The organism is Allosediminivita pacifica, from assembly GCF_003054175.1.
In the GTDB taxonomy this organism is placed as follows: Bacteria; Pseudomonadota; Alphaproteobacteria; order Rhodobacterales; family Rhodobacteraceae; genus Allosediminivita; species Allosediminivita pacifica.
In genome coordinates this window covers 83,367-100,344 of record NZ_QBKN01000003.1, presented here as the reverse complement: position 1 = coordinate 100,344, position 16,978 = coordinate 83,367, and the positions used below count along the sequence as shown (strand labels likewise).

The following is a 16,978-nucleotide window of genomic DNA, read 5'->3' as shown; positions in this document are numbered from 1 at the left end:
CGCCCCAAATACCTCGGGGGAGGCCCGCAAGGGCCGGGGGCAGCGCCCCCACGATTTTTCCACCGGAAAAATCGCCGCCCGCTGGCCTGACGCGCCGCCCCGCGATACAGAGGCGCGACCACACGCGGAGGCGGGCATGGACCACTTTCTCTACCGCGACGGCCAGCTTCACGCCGAAGATGTCCCCGTCGCCGATCTCGCGGCCACCCACGGCACGCCCTTCTACCTCTATTCCACGGCGACCCTGCTGCGGCACTACCGCCTCTTCGACGAGGCGCTGAGCTGGGGCCCGCACCTCGTCTGCTACGCCATGAAGGCCGCCAGCAACCTCGCCATCCTTAAGACGCTCGCCGCCGAGGGCGCCGGCATGGACGTGGTCTCGGGCGGCGAATACGCGCGGGCCAAGGCCGCCGGCGTGCCCGGCGACCGCATCGTCTTTTCCGGCGTGGGCAAGACGCGCGAAGAGATCGCGCAGGCGCTCGAGGGCGGCATCCGCCAGTTCAACGTCGAAAGCGAACCCGAGCTTGCCGTGATTTCCGAGCTCGCCGCGGCGCGGAACATGGAAGTGCCCATCGCCATCCGCGTGAACCCCGACGTGGACGCCAAGACCCACGCCAAGATCGCCACCGGCAAGTCGGAAAACAAGTTCGGCATCCCCATCGCCCGCGCGCGCGAGGTCTATGCCCATGCCGCCAGCCTGCCGGGCATCAAGGTCACCGGCATCGACGTGCACATCGGCTCGCAGCTGACCGACCTCGAACCCTTCGAGATGGCCTACCGCAAAGTCGCCGACCTCACCGAACAGCTCCGCGCCGAGGGGCACGAGATCACGCGCCTCGACCTCGGCGGCGGTCTCGGCATTCCCTATGCCCGCGACAACAACGCGCCGCCCTTGCCCACCGACTACGGCGCGCTCATCCAGCGCACCGTCGGCCACCTGGGCTGCGAGATCGAGATCGAACCCGGCCGCCTCATCGCGGGCAACGCGGGCATCCTCGTCTCGCGCGTGATCTACGTGAAAGAGGGCGAAGGCCGCGATTTCCTGATCCTCGACGCCGCCATGAACGACCTCATCCGCCCGGCCATGTACGACGCCTGGCACGACATCGTGCCCGTGAAGCAGCCCGCCCCGGGAGTCGAGACGCGCAACTACGACATCGTCGGCCCGGTTTGCGAGTCCGGCGACACCTTCGCCAAGGCCCGTCCCATGCCGCCGCTCAAGGCGGGCGACCTCGTCGCCTTCCGCTCGGCGGGCGCCTACGGGGCCGTCATGTCCAGCGAGTACAACTCGCGGCCGCTCGTGCCCGAAATTCTGGCGCACGGCGATCAACATGCCGTCATCCGGGCAAGGCCGAGCTTTGAAGAAATGCTATCCCGCGATAACATTCCCGAATGGCTGTGAGGTATCCTCCTCGCGGCAACAGCGATGCGAGGCGCAGCTCATGGCCCCCGAGCACACTGGTCCTTCCGACATCCTCCGCCGGATCCGCTGGCCCCTCCGCCTGACGTGGTGGGGCATGCTGGCCGAACGGGTCACGCGCGCCTTCTGGCCGCTGTGGTCGGTGCTCTTCGTGGTGCTCGCCCTTCTTATGCTGGGCCTTCAGGACGAGGTGGCCACCGAATGGGTCTGGGGCGCGGGCGTACTTGCCCTTCTTGCAACGCTCTGGACCGGCTACCGCGGGCTGCGCGCCTTCCGCTGGCCCTCGCGCGACGGCGCGCTGGCCCGCCTCGACGACACGCTCCGGGGCAATCCGATCCAGGCCGCCTTCGACCGGCAGGCCATCGGCTCGGGTGACGCTGCCTCGCTCGCCGTCTGGCGCGCCCACCAGGAACGCATGCGCAATCGCCTGGCCGAAGCCCGCGCCGCCCAGCCCGACCTGCGCGTCTCCGACGCCGATCCCTTCGCGCTGCGCTACGTGGCGCTGCTGGCTCTGTCCGTCGCCATCCTCTTCGGATCGATCATGCGGGTGCAATCGGTCACGACGATGGGCGCAGGGGGGCCCGAACTGGCGCAGGGCCCCAGCTGGGAAGGCTGGATGCAGCCCCCCGCCTACACCCGCCAGCCCTCGATCTACCTCAACGACATCACCGCGCCCGCCATCGACGTGCCCGAGGGCGCACAGATCACCCTGCGCATGTACGGCGAGGTCGGCTCCCTCAGCGTCGAGGAAAGCGTCTCGGGACGTCCCCTCGAAACGACCGGCGACGGGATGCAGGACACCGCGCAGGATTTCGAGGTCGCCCGCTCCGGTCAGGTCGCCATCGACGGCCCCGGCGGCCGCGCGTGGGACATCGCGATGATCCCCGACGAGGCCCCTTCCGTCACCCAGCTGGGCGAGATCGAATCCAGCTACGAGGGCGAGGCGCAGATCCCCTACGCCGCGCAGGATGACCACGCCGTGACCTCGGGCACCGCCCGCATCACCCTCGCGCTCTCCGAGGTGCCCCGCCGCTACGCCCTCGCGGCCGAGCCCGAACCGCGCGACATGATCGAGATGCCGCTGCCCATGCCGGTCACCGGCGACCGCGCGGACTTCGAGGAAATCATCACCGCCAACTTCTCGCAGCACCCCTGGGCCAACCTGCCCGTGAGCCTCGAACTCGAGGTCGCGGACGACCGCGGCCAGACCGGCCTTTCGCAACCCACCGTCATCGACCTGCCCGGCCGCAACTTTTTCGACCCCACGGCCGCCACCGTCATCGAACAGCGGCAGGCCGTGCTCTGGAACCGCGACAACACCGCCGACGCGGCGCTTCTGCTGCGCGCCGTCATGTACGACGCGGGCGATCTCTTCCGCACCGACGTGAACCGCCTCCGGGTCGAGCATCTGGTCGAACGGATGGAGCTTCTGGCCAGCTACGGCATGAGTGACGAACAGCTCGACGAACTGGCGCAGGACATGTGGGACCTCGCCATCACGCTCGAAGAGGGTGACCTCGACGACGCGCTCGAACGGCTCCAGCGCGCGCAGGACCGCCTGAACGAGGCCATGAAGAACGGCGCCTCGGAACAGGAAATCGCCGAGCTCATGCAGGAACTCCGCCGCGCCACCGATGACTACCTCCGCCAGCTCAGCCGAGAACAGCAGCAGAACCCGAACGCCGAAAACCAGATGACGGGCAACCAGAACATGATGGAGATGTCGCAGAACGACCTCCAGGAAATGATGGACCGCATCCAGGAACTCATGGAACAGGGCCGCATGGCCGAGGCGCAGGAGGCGCTCGAACAGCTCCGCCAGATGATGGAGAACATGCAGGTCACCCAAGGGCAGGGCGGCCAGGGTCAAAGCCCCGGAGAACAGGCCATGGAAGGACTGTCGGAGACACTGCGGAACCAGCAGGGCCTCAGCGACGAGGCTTTCCGCGACCTCCAGGAGCAGTTCAATCCCGGCCAGCAGGGCCAGGAAGGCCAGCAGGGCGAAGGCGGCCAGCAACAGGGCCAAAACCAGGGCCAGGGCGAAGGCCGCGGCCAGCAGGAAGGCGAGGGGCAAGGCCAAGGACAGGGGCAAGGCACCCTGCAGGGGCAGAACGGCCAGGGCGGCCAGTCCATGCAGGACAGCCTCGAGGAGCGCCAGCGCGCACTGCGCGACGAACTCGGCCGCCAGCGCCGCAACCTCCCCGGCCAGAACAGCGAGGCCGGCCAGCGCGCGGGCGAGGCGCTGGGCCGTGCCGAGGACGCCATGGACGGCGCCGCCGAGGCGATGCGCGACGGCGACCTCCCCGAGGCCATCGACCGCCAGTCCGACGCGATGGAGGCCCTGCGCGAGGGCATGCGCGATCTCGGCGAATCCATGGCCCAGCAACAGCAGCAGGGGCAGGGCCAGCAGGGCACCGCACAGGGCGGCGAACCCGGCCAGCAGCGCGACCCGCTGGGCCGCAACGCGGGCTCCAACGGCCAGCTCGGCAGCGACGAGGGCATGCTTCAGGGCGAAGACGTCTACCGCCGCGCCCGCGACCTGCTCGAGGAACTGCGCCGCCGCTCGGGCGAAAGCGACCGCTCCACCGCCGAGCTCGACTACCTCGAACGCCTTCTCGACAGGTTCTGACCCCCACGTGACGCAAACACCCGAAGACTTCCGCCAGCGCGCCTGGGATGCCATGTCCCGCGGTCGCACCGATGCCGACCACCCCGCCCGCCAGCCCGTGCTCGCCACCAGCGGGGTGGAGGGCCCCAGCCTCCGCATGGTCGTCCTGCGCGGCTGGGACGCCGACGTGGCCGAGATCCAGAGCGACCGCGCCACCGGCAAGGTCGCTGACCTCGCCACCGATCCCCGGGCCGCGCTGCTGGTCTGGATGCCCGCCGACAGCCTGCAGATCCGCCTCACCGGCCGGGCCGAGCTCATCCACGGCGACCGCGACCGCTGGGCCAAGATCCCCGAAGGCCCCCGGCAGGTCTACGGCGGCACGCCCCCGCCCGGCACGCCGATGCAGGACCCGGCGGACCACAACCCCGATCCGGACCCCGACCGCTTCACGGCCATCCGCATCCACGTCACTCGCGCCGACATCCTGCATATCGGGGAAGAGCGGCACACGCGGGCCCGCTTTGATCGGGGCATGGACGGCCAGTGGACAGGAAGCTGGATCGCCCCCTGAAAACCGCGCTCAGCGCCGCCCGCGCAGCCAGAGGTACAGCGGAAGCCCGCAGCTCACGCCGACGCCAAAGGCCACAGGCAGCGCGATCAGCCGCCGCCAATCCCGCGTCTGGAAGGTCTCGACCAGAATCCAGACCGTCAGCACCACTGCCACGATGGTCAGGTCCCAGGTCAGCCCCGTGCTGCTTGCGTTGACGTACCACGCATCGCTCAGTCCGCTCAGCGACCAGCCGTTTTCGCGCAGGTAGGGCAGGAAATAGCTCCAGGGATGCACCGCGCCCCATGCCGCCAGCACCAGCCAGATCCAGCGCGGCATCAGAAGGAAAGGCCGAAACTGACGGGCCCGTGCCGCGAGGTGGCCGAAACCGAGCCTGTCGTGGTCACACCGCGCGACCCGACACCCACGCCGATGGTGCCATGCACCTGCGGGCCAGCCTCTTCCTCTTCGGGCTCCGGCGGCACCGGCGCCCCGTCGACGCCGCATCCCGCCAGGAAACCCAGCAGCAGGGCGACGCCGAGCCATTTCATCCGAGGATCTCCTGCCAGCGGGCCACCTGCTCGCGCACCCGCGCGGGCGCCGTGCCCCCATAGCTCATCCGCGACGCGACCGAGTTGTGCACGCCGAGAACCTCGAACACGCCCTCGGTGATCGACCCATGGACCGACTGCATGTCGGCCAGTGTCAGGTCCGGCAGATCGCAGCCCTTCTTCTCGGCCATGGCCACAAGGCTCCCCGTCACGTGATGCGCCTCGCGGAAGGGTAGCCCGGTTTCGCGCACCAGCCAATCGGCAAGGTCGGTCGCGGTGGAGAACCCGTGCGATGCGGCGGCTTCCAGCGCGGGCACGTTGCCCTGCATGTCGCGCACCATGCCCTCCATGGCCGCCAGCGCCAGAAGCCAGTTGTCCGCCGCGTCGAAGACCTGTTCCTTGTCTTCCTGCATGTCCTTGGAATAGGCGAGCGGAAGACCCTTCATCACCATCATCAGCGCGACGTTCGCCCCGAAGATCCGGCCGATCTTGGCGCGGATCAGCTCGGCGGCGTCGGGGTTCTTCTTCTGCGGCATGATCGACGACCCGGTCGAGAACCGGTCCGACAGGGTCACGAACCGGAACTGCGCCGACGACCAGATCACCAGCTCCTCGGCCATGCGGCTCAGGTGCATCGCGCTGATCGAGGCGGCACTCAGGAATTCCAGCGCGAAGTCCCGTGCGCTCACGGCATCCAGCGAATTGGCCATGGGCCGGTCGAAGCCCAGCTCCTTGGCGGTCATCTCGCGGTCGATCGGGAAGCCGGTACCGGCAAGCGCCGCCGCGCCCAGCGGGCTCTCGTTCATCCGTGCCCGCGCATCGCGCACCCGGCCCAGATCGCGCGAGAACATCTCGACATAGGCCAGCATGTGATGGCCCCAGGTCACCGGCTGCGCGGTCTGAAGGTGCGTGAACCCCGGCATGACCCAGTCCGCGCCCGCCTCGGCCTGCGCCACCAGTGCGCGCATCAGCGCCAGCAACCCGCTTTCGGCCGCGTCGAGCTGATCCCTCACCCAGAGCCGAAAATCGGTGGCGACCTGGTCGTTGCGCGACCGCGCCGTGTGCAGCCGCCCGGCGGCCTCGCCCACGACCTCTTTCAGGCGCGCTTCGACGTTCATGTGGATGTCTTCCAGCGCGGTCGAGAACTCGAAGTCACCCGACTCGATCTCTGACAACACCGTGAGCAATCCTTTCCGGATCGCCTCCACGTCATTATCCTCGACAATGCCGGTTGCGGCCAGCATAGCTGCATGGGCCCGCGACCCGGCAATGTCCTGTGCGGCCAGCCGCTTGTCGAATCCGATCGAGGCGTTGATCGCCTCCATGATCGCATCCGGCCTGTCGGCGAACCGGCCGCCCCACATCTGGTTCGAGGTCTTATCGGTCATCACGGCCCTTCGGAGGAATGCATGAAACGGTCCGCGCTGCTCTATACCGCCTTTGGGGCAGGTGCAATTCTCGCGCTCGGGGTGGTCCTCTGGCCGCGGCACACAACCGACCTGCCACCGACCGAAACCCTGAGTGCGGTGACCGAGGAGCCGGACGAACCAGAGGCGGAACCGGCCGCAGAAGCCGTATCTGCCGACGCCGGTGCGGATGCGCCCCCCGAAGACGGTATCTCCGCCGCCGCCGAAACGCCGTCCGCCGAGACCATCGACGCAACCGCCGGGACCGAAGGCACCTCGGCCCTCAAGAAGCTCGTCGTTCACAGCACGCCCAAGCCCGCCGGTACGTCGGAATTCACCACCTTCGAGGGTGAGCCGCTGCACCTTTCCGACTGGCAGGGCAAGTGGGTCCTGGTGAACTTCTGGGCCACCTGGTGCGCGCCCTGCCGCCACGAGATGCCCGCGCTTTCACAGCTTCAGGCCGACCGCGGCGGCGAGGATTTCGAGGTCGTCACGATCGCCACCACCCGCAATCCGCCGCAGGCCATGCAGAACTTCTTCGACGAGATCGGCGTCGACAACCTGCCCCTGCACCGTGACCAGGGTTCCACCCTCTCGCGCGAGATGTCGGTGCTGGGTCTGCCAGTGACCGTCATCCTCAACCCCGAAGGGCAGGAGGTCGCGCGCCTCACCGGCGACGCCGAGTGGAATTCCCCCGAGGCCCGCACCGCCATCGAGGCGCTCATGTCCGGCGGCTGAGCCGCGCAGAGGCGAAAGGGGGCGCGGAACGCCCTCTTCCTTCTCGCAAGCGCCCCAGAGACTACTGAACGATCGCCGCCGTCGGCCGCGGCGTGTCGCCGGTCTCGGCCGGCAGCACCGGGTAGCTCACCTCCGGCATCTCGCCGGTCAGCGACCCGAGGAAGGCCACCACGTCGTCGAGCTCGCCCTCCGACAGTTCGGCCCCGAGCTGCGAGCTGGCCATGATCTCCACGGCCGTGCGCAGATCCCAGACCTTGCCCGAGTGGAAATAGGGCGCCGTCACCTCGATGTTGCGCAGCGGCGCGGCGCGGAAGACGTACTCGTCGTAGGCCGTCTCGGTCACCGCGAACCGCCCCTTGTCGTCCTCGGGCAGCACGTCCGCGCCCGGCTTCTCGACAAGCCCGAACGGGAAGTAATCCTGCCCGCCCAGGTTGATGCCGTTGTGGCACGAGGCGCAGCCCGCATCCACGAAGGTCTGCAAGCCCCGCACCTGCTCCTCGGTCAGTGCATCGTCGTTGCCGTTCAGCCAGGCATCAAACGGCGCGGGCGTCAGCAGCGTCGCCTCGTAGGCCTCGATCGCCTTGGCGAAGTTGTCGAAGCTCACCGGCTCGTCCTGCTCGGGAAAGGCCCCCCGGAACCATGCCACGTACTGCGGCATCGAGTTCAGCGTCGCCAGCACGTTGTCGGGCGTGTTGGCCATCTCGACGCCCGCCTGAACCGGGCCCTTGGCCTGTGCGGCAAGGTCGGGCGCCCGCCCGTCCCAGAACTGTGCCGCGTTGAACACCGCGTTCAGCACCGTCGGCGCGTTGCGCGGGCCCTTCTGCCAGCCGTGCCCGATCGAGGTCTCGAGGTTGTCGTCCCCGCCGGTGGCCAGGTTGTGGCACGAGTTGCAGGAAAAGACCCCCGATGCCGACATGCGCGGATCGAAGAACAGCGCCTTGCCGAGGTCGATCTTCTCGGCCGTGATCGGGTTGTCGGTGACGGACGGGATCGTCGAGGGCAGCGGCGAGAACATGTCGAGCGCCTCGTCCCTCAGGTCTGCGCGCACCTCCTGGGCAAGCGCGGGGGCCGCCAGCGCCGTACTCAATGCGCAGACGGCGGCCATGGTTTTCGGAAACATACCAAACTCCCCTGGTGTGTCCTGACTAGGATCGTTCGCGCGCCCCGATTGGAACGATTCCAGAAAGCGCGCGGGGGAACATTGATCTGCCTCAAGATCCCGGGACCTTTCGGCCCGGAACGTCAGGTCACGGGTGTTTCAGCGGCAATAGCTGCCGCCGCGGTAGCGGGCCGTGTCGAAATGGAAATGATCCTGGTGGAAGGCGTCCGATTCCGGCCCGAGCACCGTGCCGAAGGGCCCGCAGGCCTCGCCGTGCAGGCGCCGCAGAAGCCGCCGGTCCCGGCGTCCGCCGCGCCAGCCGTCCTCGACGGTGATCACGTCGCCGTTGCCCAGCGTCAGCGCCGAGATGTCGATGGCCCGGCCCTTGCCGTGCTCGCTCACCTTGGCACCCGCCTGGTGGTTGCGGGTGCGGCAGGCGTAGTGCGCCGCCACGCGGATCTCGGCAACACCGCCGCCCCGGCGTCCGACCGCCGGGATCATCGTGTCCTCGACCCAGTCGGCCAGCGTCCGCGCCGTCCGGCAGTCGATCGTCGCGGCCTGGCTCAGCGGAATGCCCTCGACCGAGGTCACGCGCACGCCCTCGTCGATGCCGCAGGCCGGCAGCTTGCCGGGCACCTGGCCCACCTCCTCGCCGGTCAGCCGCGGGTCGCCGCAAAGCCCCCCGCCCGAGGATCCAGCAAAGCCGCGTGCAACCGCGCCGACCCCGCTCTGCACGGCACCGCAACCGGGCAGCGCCAGCAGGCTTCCGATCAGCATTGCGGTCACGAGTGCCTTCATCGTTCCACCTTCACACGGCCAAAGTCCGGGGCATCAGTATCCTGCCCCGCTTCGAGAATGCCACGTCGGATGGCCCGGGTGCGAGTGAAATAGGCGTGAAGATGCTCACCGTCGCCGGTGCGGATGGCCCGCTGCAGCGCGAAAAGCTCCTCGGTGAAGCGGCCGAGGATCTCCAGCGTGGCCTCCTTGTTCGACAGGAAGACGTCGCGCCACATGGTCGGGTCCGAGGCTGCGATACGGGTGAAGTCCCGGAAACCGGCGGCCGAATACTTGATGACCTCGCTGTCGGTCACGCGGCGCAGGTCGTCGGCCACGCCCACCATCGTGTAGGCGATAAGGTGCGGACAATGCGACGTCACCGCCAGCACCAGGTCGTGGTGCTCGGCGTCCATGACCTCGACGTTGGCGCGCAGCGCCTCCCAGTAGCTCTTGAGCGTCGCCAGCGCTTCGGGATCGGTGCCCTCCACCGGCACCAGCAGGCACCAGCGGTTGTCGAACAGCGACGAAAACCCCGCCTCGGGGCCCGAATGCTCGGTCCCGGCCAGCGGGTGGCCCGGCACGAAATGCACGCCGCCGGGCAGGTGCGGCCCCACTTCCTCGATCACGCGGCCCTTGACCGACCCGACGTCGCTGAGTGTGGCGCCGGGTTTCAGGTGCGGCCCGATCTCGGCAGCGACGGCCCCCATGGCGCCCACGGGCACGCAAAGCACCACCAGATCCGCGTCCTTCACCGCCTCCACGGCGCTGTCGCAGACGTTGTCGCAAAGACCGATCCGCCTTGCCGTGTCGCGCGCTTCTGATGAGAGATCGTAGCCCGCCACGGTGCCGGCAGCCCCGGCCCGCCGCGTCGACCAGAACATCGACGACGCGATCAGGCCCAGCCCGATCAGCGCGACCTTCCCGTAGATCATCGTGCGCCTGCCTTGAACTGCCCGATGCAATGCGCCACCCGCCGGCACGAGGCCTCGTCGCCCACGGTGATCCGCAGCGCGTGCGGCAGCTTGTAACTCGCCACCGGCCGCACGATCAGCCCCTGCGTCTGCAGGTAGGCGTTGCAGGCCTCGGCCTCGTCTTGGTTGGCGAAGCGTGCCAGCACGAAGTTCGCGGTAGACGCGTCCGACGGCACGCCGTGCTCGGCCAGCGCCTCGGCCAGCCAGGCGCGCAGGCGCGTGTTCTCGCAGCGGCTCTTTTCCACGTGCGCCGTGTCGCGGACCGAGGCCTCGGCCACTGCCAGCGCGATGTTGGACAGGTTGAAGGGCCCCCGCACCCGGTTCAGCACGTCGATCACGTGGTCGGGTCCATAGCCCCAGCCCACGCGCATCCCGCCAAGCGCGTAGATCTTCGAGAATGTCCGCGTCATCACGACGTTGTCGCGCGCATGCACCAGCTTGGCGCCGCCGTCGTAGCCCTCGACGTATTCGGCATAGGCCCCGTCCAGCACCAGAAGGCACTGCTCGGGCAGACCTTCGGCCAGCCGCTCGATCTCGGCCAGGCCGATCATGGTGCCGGTCGGGTTGTTGGGGTTGGCGATGAAAACCAGTCGCGTGCGTTCGTTGCAGGCTCGCAGGATGGCGTCCACGTCGGTGACGCGCTCCTGCTCGGGCACTTCCACCGGGGTGGCCCCGGCAGCAAGCGCGCCGATCTTGTAGATGGCAAAGCCGTGTTCGGTGTGGATTACCTCGGTGCCCGGCCCCGCGTAGCACTGGCACAGCAGGTGCAGGATCTCGTCGCTGCCGACGCCGCAGATGATCCGGTCGGCCTCGAGCCCGTGCACCTCGGCGATGGCCTCCCGCAGGCTGCGGTGGTCCGTGGACGGATAGCGATGCATCTCGTGCAGCACGCGGCGCGCAGCTTCCTGCGCGGCAAGGCTCGGTCCGAACGGGTTCTCGTTCGAGCTGAGCTTGATGACGTTCGTCACACCCTCGATGGCGCTCTTGCCGCCCTGGTAGGGCGCGATATCGAGAATCCCCGGCTGCGGGTCGATTTTGCTCATGTCCGTCACTCCTTGGCGCCCGTGCTTAACGTGCGCCCGGGGCTCTGGAAAGCACGATTCGCGGACGGGCGGGAGCCGAAATCGCGGGCCGCGAAGGCCCCGTCCCGCGGGACACTCTTAAGATATGGTTACTTCATCTCTGTAACCTATTGATTCATATAGAGCGCGAGGATGTCCCGGCCCGGGACATCCCCGGGACGATCTCAGACGACCACCTCGAAGGCCTGCTGCTGCCCCACCCCGAAGACCCGCTTGTAGCGATCGATTTCCGTCTGCGGACCCATCGCCTTGTTGGGGTTGTCCGACAGCTTGACCGTCGGCCGACCCTCGGCGCTGACTGCCTTGCAGACCAGGCTGAAGGGCGCGAGCCGGTCGTCGGGAGCCAGCCCCCGGAAATCGTTGGTAAGCAGCGTGCCCCAGCCGAAGGACACTCGCACCCGCCCGGCAAACTGGTGGTAAAGCTGCAGGATCTTCTGCTCGTCGAGCCCGTCCGAGAAGATGATGAGCTTCTCGCGCGGATCCTCGCCCCGCTCCTGCCACCACCGGATCGCCGTCTCGGCGCCCTCCGCCGGATCGCCGCTGTCGATCCGGATGCCCGTCCACTGGGTCAGCCAGTCTGGCGCCCGCTCGAGGAAGCCGGCCGTGCCGTAGGTGTCGGGCAGGATCATCCGCAGGTTCCCCTCGTGCTCCTCGTGCCAGTCGGCAAGCACGTCATAGGGCGCCCGCGCCAGATCCTCGTCCGTCTCGGCCAGCGCGGCGTAGACCATGGGCATCTCGTGGGCATTGGTCCCGATCGCCTCGAGGTCGCGGTTCTTCGCGATGAGGCAGTTCGATGTGCCCGTGAACCGCTCGCCCAGCCCCTCGATCATCGCCTGCACGCACCAGTCCTGCCAGAGGAAGCTGTGTCGCCGCCGCGTCCCGAAGTCCGCGATCCTTAGCCCCGGCTCCTTCCGCAGATGTTCCACCTTCTCCCAGACCCGGGTCATCGCGCGGGCATAGAGCACCTGAAGCTCGAACCGCCCCATGTCGTGCAGAACCGCGCGGCCCCGCAGCTCCATCAGCACCGCCAGCGCCGGGATCTCCCACAGCATCACCTCGGGCCACTTGCCCTCGAAGGTCAGCTCGTACTGGTCGCCCACCCGCTCGAGGTGGTAGGGTGGCAGCTGCAGGTTCTCGAACCACTCCATGAAATCCGGCCGGAACATCTGCCGCTTGCCGTAGAAGGTGTTGCCCCGAAGCCAGGTCGACTCCCCGCGGCTGAGCCGGATTGACCGGATGTGGTCAAGCTGCTCGCGCAGCTCACCCTCGTCGATCAGCTTTGCCAGCGGCACGCTATCAGTCCGGTTGATCAGGCTGAAGGTCACTTGGGTGTCCCTCTTGTTGCGGAACACGGACTGACACATGAGCAGCTTGTAGAAATCCGTGTCGATCAGCGACCGGACGATCGGATCGATCTTCCACTTGTGGTTCCAGACGCGGGTGGCGATATCCACTTCGAGGCCTCATCCCTTGTGCCGGGCCGTGATACGGTATCCCCGCCCGAAGGTGAAAGGCCTTTCTGCCCACCCGCCGCCCGCGCCAATGCCGCGAGAAGCTCCGGCTTGCGCAGGGGTTTCGACAGAAAGTCGTCCATCCCGGCGGAAAGACAGGCCGCGCGGTCGTCTGCCGAGGCGTTGGCCGTCAGCGCGATGATGCGCGGTTGCGGCCCATCGCTGGCCCGGATCGCACGGGTCGCCGCAAGACCGTCCATTTCGGGCATGGCCATGTCCATGAGCACCACGTCGGGCGAGGTCTCCGAGAGGATCTCGATGGCTCGCCTGCCGTTCTCGACCATGGTGAGCGTCACCGCCTCGTCCTGGAGGAAGCGAGCGACCAGAAGCCGGTTCGTGGCGTTGTCTTCGGCGAGCAGGATGTGGAGCCGGGGAAGCGCTGATGTCGACGCGGCTGCCTTAGTTTCGGGAGTGATGCCTCTTCGGTCAGGTGCCAGACGGACCGTCAGGGAGAAGGTCGCCCCGGTCGCATCCGGCCCTTCGGGCTCGATCAGCACGATATCACCACCCATGCGGCGCGCCAGAGCGCGCGATATTGGCAGGCCGAGCCCCGTGCCACCGAAGCGGCGGGTCGTGTCCGCATCACCCTGCTCGAACTCCTCGAAAATTGCCGCAGCACGCTCAGGCGGCACACCGACGTCGCTATCACGGACGATCACCTGCAAAATCCAGCCGTCGCCGTGCGGCCGCACCGATGCCGTTACCGAAACAGTACCCCGCTCGGTGAACTTGATCGCGTTTCCCAACAGGTTCACAAGGACCTGCCGCAACCGCCCAGCGTCGGCAACGGCCTTGTCGGGAAGCTGTGTCTCGTGGGTCATGTCGAGCCGCAGGCCCTTTTCCTGCGCGAGGGGCCGCATCATCGTCATCACTTCGCGAAGGCAGCTTGCGGGTGCGAATGACTGCGGATCCATCATCAGCTTGTCGGCACCCAGGCGCGAGAGATCGAGAATGTCGTTGATGATCTTGAGCAGGGCTTCCGAGGCATTGCGGATCGTCATCGCCTCTTCGTGATGCTGTTCCGACAGACCAGCTTCAGTCAGAAGATCGGCCATGCCGATGATGGCATCGAGCGGAGTCCTGATCTCATGGCTCATGTGCGCGAGAAAGCTCGCCTTCGCACGCGCTGCCGCTTCGGCCTTGTCGCGCGCCTCGGCCAGTGCCTCGGCCTGCCGGCGCATTTCGGTGACGTCACGCTCGATCGACACGACGCGTTCGACCTTGCCGTCCGCTCCCGCGATGGGGACGAGGTTCACGTCCATCCAGAGCTGGCTGCCGTCCTTGCGATAGTTCATCACTTCAGCCCGGTGGGGTGTGGCAAGGCGGACTGCTTGCGTGAAAGCGTGGGAGACCTCCGGGTTCGTGTCGGGCCCGTCCAGCAGGTCTTCCGGGCGTTTGCCGAGTGCTTCCTCAAGGGAGTAACCAGTGATCTCGGTGAAGGCGCGGTTGACCCAGGTAATTCGGCGCGCCGGGTCGGTCTCGATCACGCTGTCGTTTGCTTGGCTCGCCACCAGCGCCAGCCGCTGGGCTTCTTCCTGCGAGGCGCGGAGATCCCGGACCGTCTTGTCGAGGGCTTCGGCACCTTTCAGCAGCGCGTGTTCATTTTCGATCCGACGGCGCCAGGCCCTCACGACGAATGACACGAAAGTGTAGACGAGATAGCTGAGCACGGCGACCTCGAGTATCGCCATGGCCGTGCTGACCGGAGCGCCCCGCACAGAATGAACCTGCCAGACCAAGGCGATCAGGGCACAGGAGGCGAACATGCCAAGCTTGACCTTGGACACCGTGGGCGCGTGTGTCAGCGCAAACCCAGCGTTCACGGCGGCGGCCATCAGGAATATCAGCGCGATCAACCGCTCGGATGCTCCCGGGGCGAGAATTGCCAGAAGCAACACGCAGGCAGAGAGAGACATGGCCTGAAGTGCGCCGGCGCATGTCGCGATCGCATGCAAGCGATCGAAGGGTCTGCCGTGCTTGGTTGCGCGCAGGGCCCAGACCAGTACCAGACCCTCGATGGTCTCTCCTGAAATCGCGATGGCGAGCGCTGCCGACGCCGCCGTTCCCGAAACGGAGACCCAAAGGATCGCAACTCCGATCACGGTCGAGATCTGCCGAAGGGCAAACTGGCGAAGCCGCGCCCGTGCATACCTGAAGAACAACGTCTCAGGGCCATATAGGGCCCGAAACGCCGTCGGCTCATCCTGGCAATCGCTCCCCGTTGGGGCGGCGGTCATCGGCGGGCCCTCGCGACAAAACCTCTCCGAGAGTAGCCGGCCCCATCTTACGAAATGGCAAATGGCGCATGGGTCAGTTCACGGTCACGCCCGCTTCGTGCATGGCGGCCTTGGCTGCTTGCAGCGAGCCGCCGAGGTCGATGGCCCGGCAAGCACTTTCGACCACCGTGACCTCGTAGCCGAGCTTTGCGGCATCCACTGCCGACCAGTGAACGCAGAAATCGAGCGCGAGACCGACGAAGGTCAGTTTGTCGATGCCGCGGGCCTGCAGGTAGCCGTGCAACCCGGTGACCGTCTCGTGGTCGTTCTCGAAAAAGGCCGAATAGCTGTCGATCTTGGGCCGGAACCCCTTGCGCAGGATCAGGTCGGCCCGGATCGTGTCGAGGTGCGGGTGGAAGGCGGCGCCCTCCGAGCCCTGGATGCAGTGGTCGGGCCAGAGCACCTGCGTGCCGTAGGGCATCTCAATGGTCTCCATCGGTGCCTTGCCTTTATGTTGGCTGGCGAAGGAGGAGTGATCCTTCGGGTGCCAGTCCTGCGTGAGGATGACAGCCTCGTATTCGTCCATCATCGCGTTCACGGAGGACACGATCTCGTCTCCGCCCTCGACGGCGAGCGAGCCGCCCGGGCAGAAATCGTTCTGAAGATCGACGACGATGAGTGCCTGCATGGGGATCTCCCTTTATTGCTGTGCTGCAGCTTAGCGCCGCGAATGGGAATTGCCATGGCCGCGCCCGCTTGCTACCCCTCGCGCCTTCTCGGACCGGAGGCCTGGACATGGCACGGCTCGGCGTCGATTTCGGCACCTCAAACACCGGCGCGGGCGTGCTCGCGGGCGGGCGACCCTACGCGATCCCGCTTGAGACGGGTGAACAGACGCTGCCTTCGGCGGTATTCGTGGATTTCGCCGAACGCCGATATCTTTATGGCACAGCCGCTGCACGGGCGATGATGGAAGGGGCCGAGGGGCGCTTCATGCGCGCGCTCAAGAGCATCCTCGGAACGCCGCTGGCACGAGAGAAGCGCCGAATCCTGAACGAACAGCTGACTCTGATCGAGGTAATCGCCCGCTTTCTCGCCGAGATCAAAACCCGGTCCGAGGCACATACGGGCCTGCGGTTCGACAGGGCGCTCTCCGGCCGGCCGGTACACTTCCACTCCCCCTCGCCCGAGCGCGATGCGCAGGCCGCCACGGACCTGGCCGAAGCCTATGTAGTCGCCGGCTTCGATGCCGTCGATTTCCTGCCGGAACCCGAGGCGGCTGCGCTTGCGGTCGATGGCACGGGCCGCATGCTCATCGTCGACATCGGCGGGGGCACCTCGGACTTCACGCTTTGCGACCGGAAGGACGGCAGGACGCAGGTCCTTGCCAGCGGCGGTATCCGTCTGGGCGGCACGGATTTCGACAAGGCGCTCAGCCTGAACCACGCGATGCCGCTTCTGGGCTACGAGGCGATGATCGGCGCGGAGCTTGGCGGCAAGACGCACCCGGCGCCGCGTGCGCTGTTTCAGGACCTCGCTAGCTGGGAGAAGATCCCCTTCGTCTACGACGCGGGCCTGCAGCGCGAGGTGGAGCGCTGGATCAGGCTGGCCAGGGAACCGCGGCTCTTCGAGCGCCTCGCCGAGGTATTGGAATCGCATCTTGGGCACGACGTAGCCTATGCGGTCGAGGCCGGCAAGATCGCTGCCAATGGGAAGGGAACGGCCGAGATCGCGCTTCATGTCGTCGAGAAGGGCCTCTCCGCCACGCTCCCGGCCCATGCCCTGACGGTCGCGCTTCAGGGATACGCCGACGAAATCGCGACCGGGGCGCTCGAAACCGTTAAGCAGGCGGGCTGCACCCCTGCCGAGGTGGATCAGATCGTCTACGTCGGCGGCTCCAGCCTGCTTTCCGCCGTGCGGTCTGCCATGGGCCGCAGTTTCCCCGACGCGACTCCGGTCGATGCCGAGGTCTTTACCGCGGTCGTGCACGGGCTCGCCATTGCGGCGGAATAGCCGCTTGCCGTCGCGGTCGCGCTTTCTTATCTGCCGCCC

The 16,978-nt window shown here is 67.3% G+C and carries 15 protein-coding genes; 5 read left to right on the top strand and 10 right to left on the bottom strand.

Annotation, left to right across the window (positions count from 1 at the left end; all coding sequences use genetic code 11):
• The first annotated feature begins 136 nt into the window (after positions 1-136).
• Genes lysA through C8N44_RS03265 form a run of 3 tightly spaced genes read left to right on the top strand, consistent with a single transcriptional unit; the run spans position 137 to position 4,599 of the window.
• Positions 137-1,402, top strand: coding sequence for a diaminopimelate decarboxylase (gene lysA / locus C8N44_RS03275; RefSeq protein WP_107974740.1), 1,266 nt, complete (start codon positions 137-139; stop codon positions 1,400-1,402).
• A 40-nt stretch (positions 1,403-1,442) separates the two neighbouring features.
• Positions 1,443-4,049, top strand: a complete 2,607-nt coding sequence (locus C8N44_RS03270; RefSeq protein WP_244640964.1) for a TIGR02302 family protein — start codon at positions 1,443-1,445, stop codon at positions 4,047-4,049.
• Positions 4,050-4,056: 7 nt separating this feature from the next.
• On the top strand, positions 4,057-4,599 hold the full coding sequence (locus C8N44_RS03265) for a pyridoxamine 5'-phosphate oxidase family protein (protein WP_146178796.1): 543 nt from the start codon (positions 4,057-4,059) through the stop codon (positions 4,597-4,599).
• 9 nt (positions 4,600-4,608) lie between these two features.
• On the opposite strand, the gene C8N44_RS03260 is transcribed toward C8N44_RS03265, so the two are convergent.
• From C8N44_RS03260 to argH, 3 genes are read right to left on the bottom strand one after another with little or no spacing between them, the layout of a single operon-like run.
• Positions 4,609-4,914, bottom strand: coding sequence for a DUF2834 domain-containing protein (locus C8N44_RS03260; RefSeq protein WP_107974738.1), 306 nt, complete (start codon positions 4,912-4,914; stop codon positions 4,609-4,611).
• Entirely contained in the window at positions 4,914-5,126 is a 213-nt protein-coding gene (locus tag C8N44_RS03255) for a hypothetical protein (protein WP_107974737.1), read from the bottom strand. The genes C8N44_RS03260 and C8N44_RS03255 overlap by 1 nt, the downstream gene beginning before the upstream one ends.
• Positions 5,123-6,514: an argininosuccinate lyase gene (argH, locus tag C8N44_RS03250; RefSeq protein ID WP_107974736.1), complete on the bottom strand. Its 1,392-nt coding sequence runs from the start codon at positions 6,512-6,514 to the stop codon at positions 5,123-5,125. The genes C8N44_RS03255 and argH overlap by 4 nt, the downstream gene beginning before the upstream one ends.
• A gap of 21 nt (positions 6,515-6,535) precedes the next feature.
• Here argH and C8N44_RS03245 point away from each other — a divergent pair, with 21 nt between their 5' ends.
• A complete protein-coding gene (locus C8N44_RS03245) occupies positions 6,536-7,270 on the top strand; it encodes a TlpA family protein disulfide reductase (RefSeq protein ID WP_373282682.1) in 735 nt (244 codons plus the stop codon).
• Positions 7,271-7,331: 61 nt separating this feature from the next.
• Here C8N44_RS03245 and C8N44_RS03240 read toward each other — a convergent pair whose 3' ends face one another.
• From C8N44_RS03240 to pncA, 7 genes are all read right to left on the bottom strand, one after another.
• Positions 7,332-8,390, bottom strand: coding sequence for a cytochrome-c peroxidase (locus C8N44_RS03240; RefSeq protein ID WP_107974735.1), 1,059 nt, complete (start codon positions 8,388-8,390; stop codon positions 7,332-7,334).
• A gap of 138 nt (positions 8,391-8,528) precedes the next feature.
• The gene (locus C8N44_RS03235; RefSeq protein WP_107974734.1) at positions 8,529-9,167 is read right to left on the bottom strand and encodes an extensin-like domain-containing protein; all 639 of its coding nucleotides are present in this window, start codon (positions 9,165-9,167) and stop codon (positions 8,529-8,531) included.
• On the bottom strand, positions 9,164-10,078 hold the full coding sequence (locus C8N44_RS03230; protein ID WP_107974733.1) for a prephenate/arogenate dehydrogenase family protein: 915 nt from the start codon (positions 10,076-10,078) through the stop codon (positions 9,164-9,166). The genes C8N44_RS03235 and C8N44_RS03230 overlap by 4 nt, the downstream gene beginning before the upstream one ends.
• On the bottom strand, positions 10,075-11,160 hold the full coding sequence (hisC, locus tag C8N44_RS03225; RefSeq protein WP_107974732.1) for a histidinol-phosphate transaminase: 1,086 nt from the start codon (positions 11,158-11,160) through the stop codon (positions 10,075-10,077). The genes C8N44_RS03230 and hisC overlap by 4 nt, the downstream gene beginning before the upstream one ends.
• A gap of 203 nt (positions 11,161-11,363) precedes the next feature.
• Positions 11,364-12,653, bottom strand: a complete 1,290-nt coding sequence (pncB, locus tag C8N44_RS03220; RefSeq protein WP_107974731.1) for a nicotinate phosphoribosyltransferase — start codon at positions 12,651-12,653, stop codon at positions 11,364-11,366.
• Positions 12,590-14,812, bottom strand: coding sequence for a response regulator (locus C8N44_RS03215; RefSeq protein ID WP_244640963.1), 2,223 nt, complete (start codon positions 14,810-14,812; stop codon positions 12,590-12,592). Before C8N44_RS03215 ends, pncB begins: the two co-directional genes overlap by 64 nt.
• A 208-nt stretch (positions 14,813-15,020) precedes the next feature.
• On the bottom strand, positions 15,021-15,614 hold the full coding sequence (gene pncA / locus C8N44_RS03210; RefSeq protein ID WP_107974729.1) for a bifunctional nicotinamidase/pyrazinamidase: 594 nt from the start codon (positions 15,612-15,614) through the stop codon (positions 15,021-15,023).
• Between the two features lie 107 nt (positions 15,615-15,721).
• Between pncA and C8N44_RS03205 the strand changes: the two genes are divergently transcribed.
• Positions 15,722-16,939 (top strand): Hsp70 family protein, encoded by a 1,218-nt coding sequence (locus C8N44_RS03205; RefSeq protein WP_107974728.1) that lies wholly within the window; start codon positions 15,722-15,724, stop codon positions 16,937-16,939.
• Positions 16,940-16,978 lie beyond the last annotated feature (39 nt).

What these genes read in the sequence shown, in the direction of transcription:
- lysA (WP_107974740.1), top strand. Translation starts at nt 137, where the DNA reads ATGGACCACTTTCTCTACCGCGACGGCCAGCTTCACGCCGAAGATGTC.
- C8N44_RS03270 (WP_244640964.1), top strand. Translation starts at nt 1,443, where the DNA reads ATGGCCCCCGAGCACACTGGTCCTTCCGACATCCTCCGCCGGATCCGC.
- C8N44_RS03260 (WP_107974738.1), bottom strand. Translation starts at nt 4,914, where the DNA reads ATGCCGCGCTGGATCTGGCTGGTGCTGGCGGCATGGGGCGCGGTGCAT.
- C8N44_RS03255 (WP_107974737.1), bottom strand. Translation starts at nt 5,126, where the DNA reads ATGAAATGGCTCGGCGTCGCCCTGCTGCTGGGTTTCCTGGCGGGATGC.
- argH (WP_107974736.1), bottom strand. Translation starts at nt 6,514, where the DNA reads ATGACCGATAAGACCTCGAACCAGATGTGGGGCGGCCGGTTCGCCGAC.
- C8N44_RS03245 (WP_373282682.1), top strand. Translation starts at nt 6,536, where the DNA reads ATGAAACGGTCCGCGCTGCTCTATACCGCCTTTGGGGCAGGTGCAATT.
- C8N44_RS03240 (WP_107974735.1), bottom strand. Translation starts at nt 8,390, where the DNA reads ATGTTTCCGAAAACCATGGCCGCCGTCTGCGCATTGAGTACGGCGCTG.
- C8N44_RS03235 (WP_107974734.1), bottom strand. Translation starts at nt 9,167, where the DNA reads ATGAAGGCACTCGTGACCGCAATGCTGATCGGAAGCCTGCTGGCGCTG.
- C8N44_RS03230 (WP_107974733.1), bottom strand. Translation starts at nt 10,078, where the DNA reads ATGATCTACGGGAAGGTCGCGCTGATCGGGCTGGGCCTGATCGCGTCG.
- hisC (WP_107974732.1), bottom strand. Translation starts at nt 11,160, where the DNA reads ATGAGCAAAATCGACCCGCAGCCGGGGATTCTCGATATCGCGCCCTAC.
- pncA (WP_107974729.1), bottom strand. Translation starts at nt 15,614, where the DNA reads ATGCAGGCACTCATCGTCGTCGATCTTCAGAACGATTTCTGCCCGGGC.
- C8N44_RS03205 (WP_107974728.1), top strand. Translation starts at nt 15,722, where the DNA reads ATGGCACGGCTCGGCGTCGATTTCGGCACCTCAAACACCGGCGCGGGC.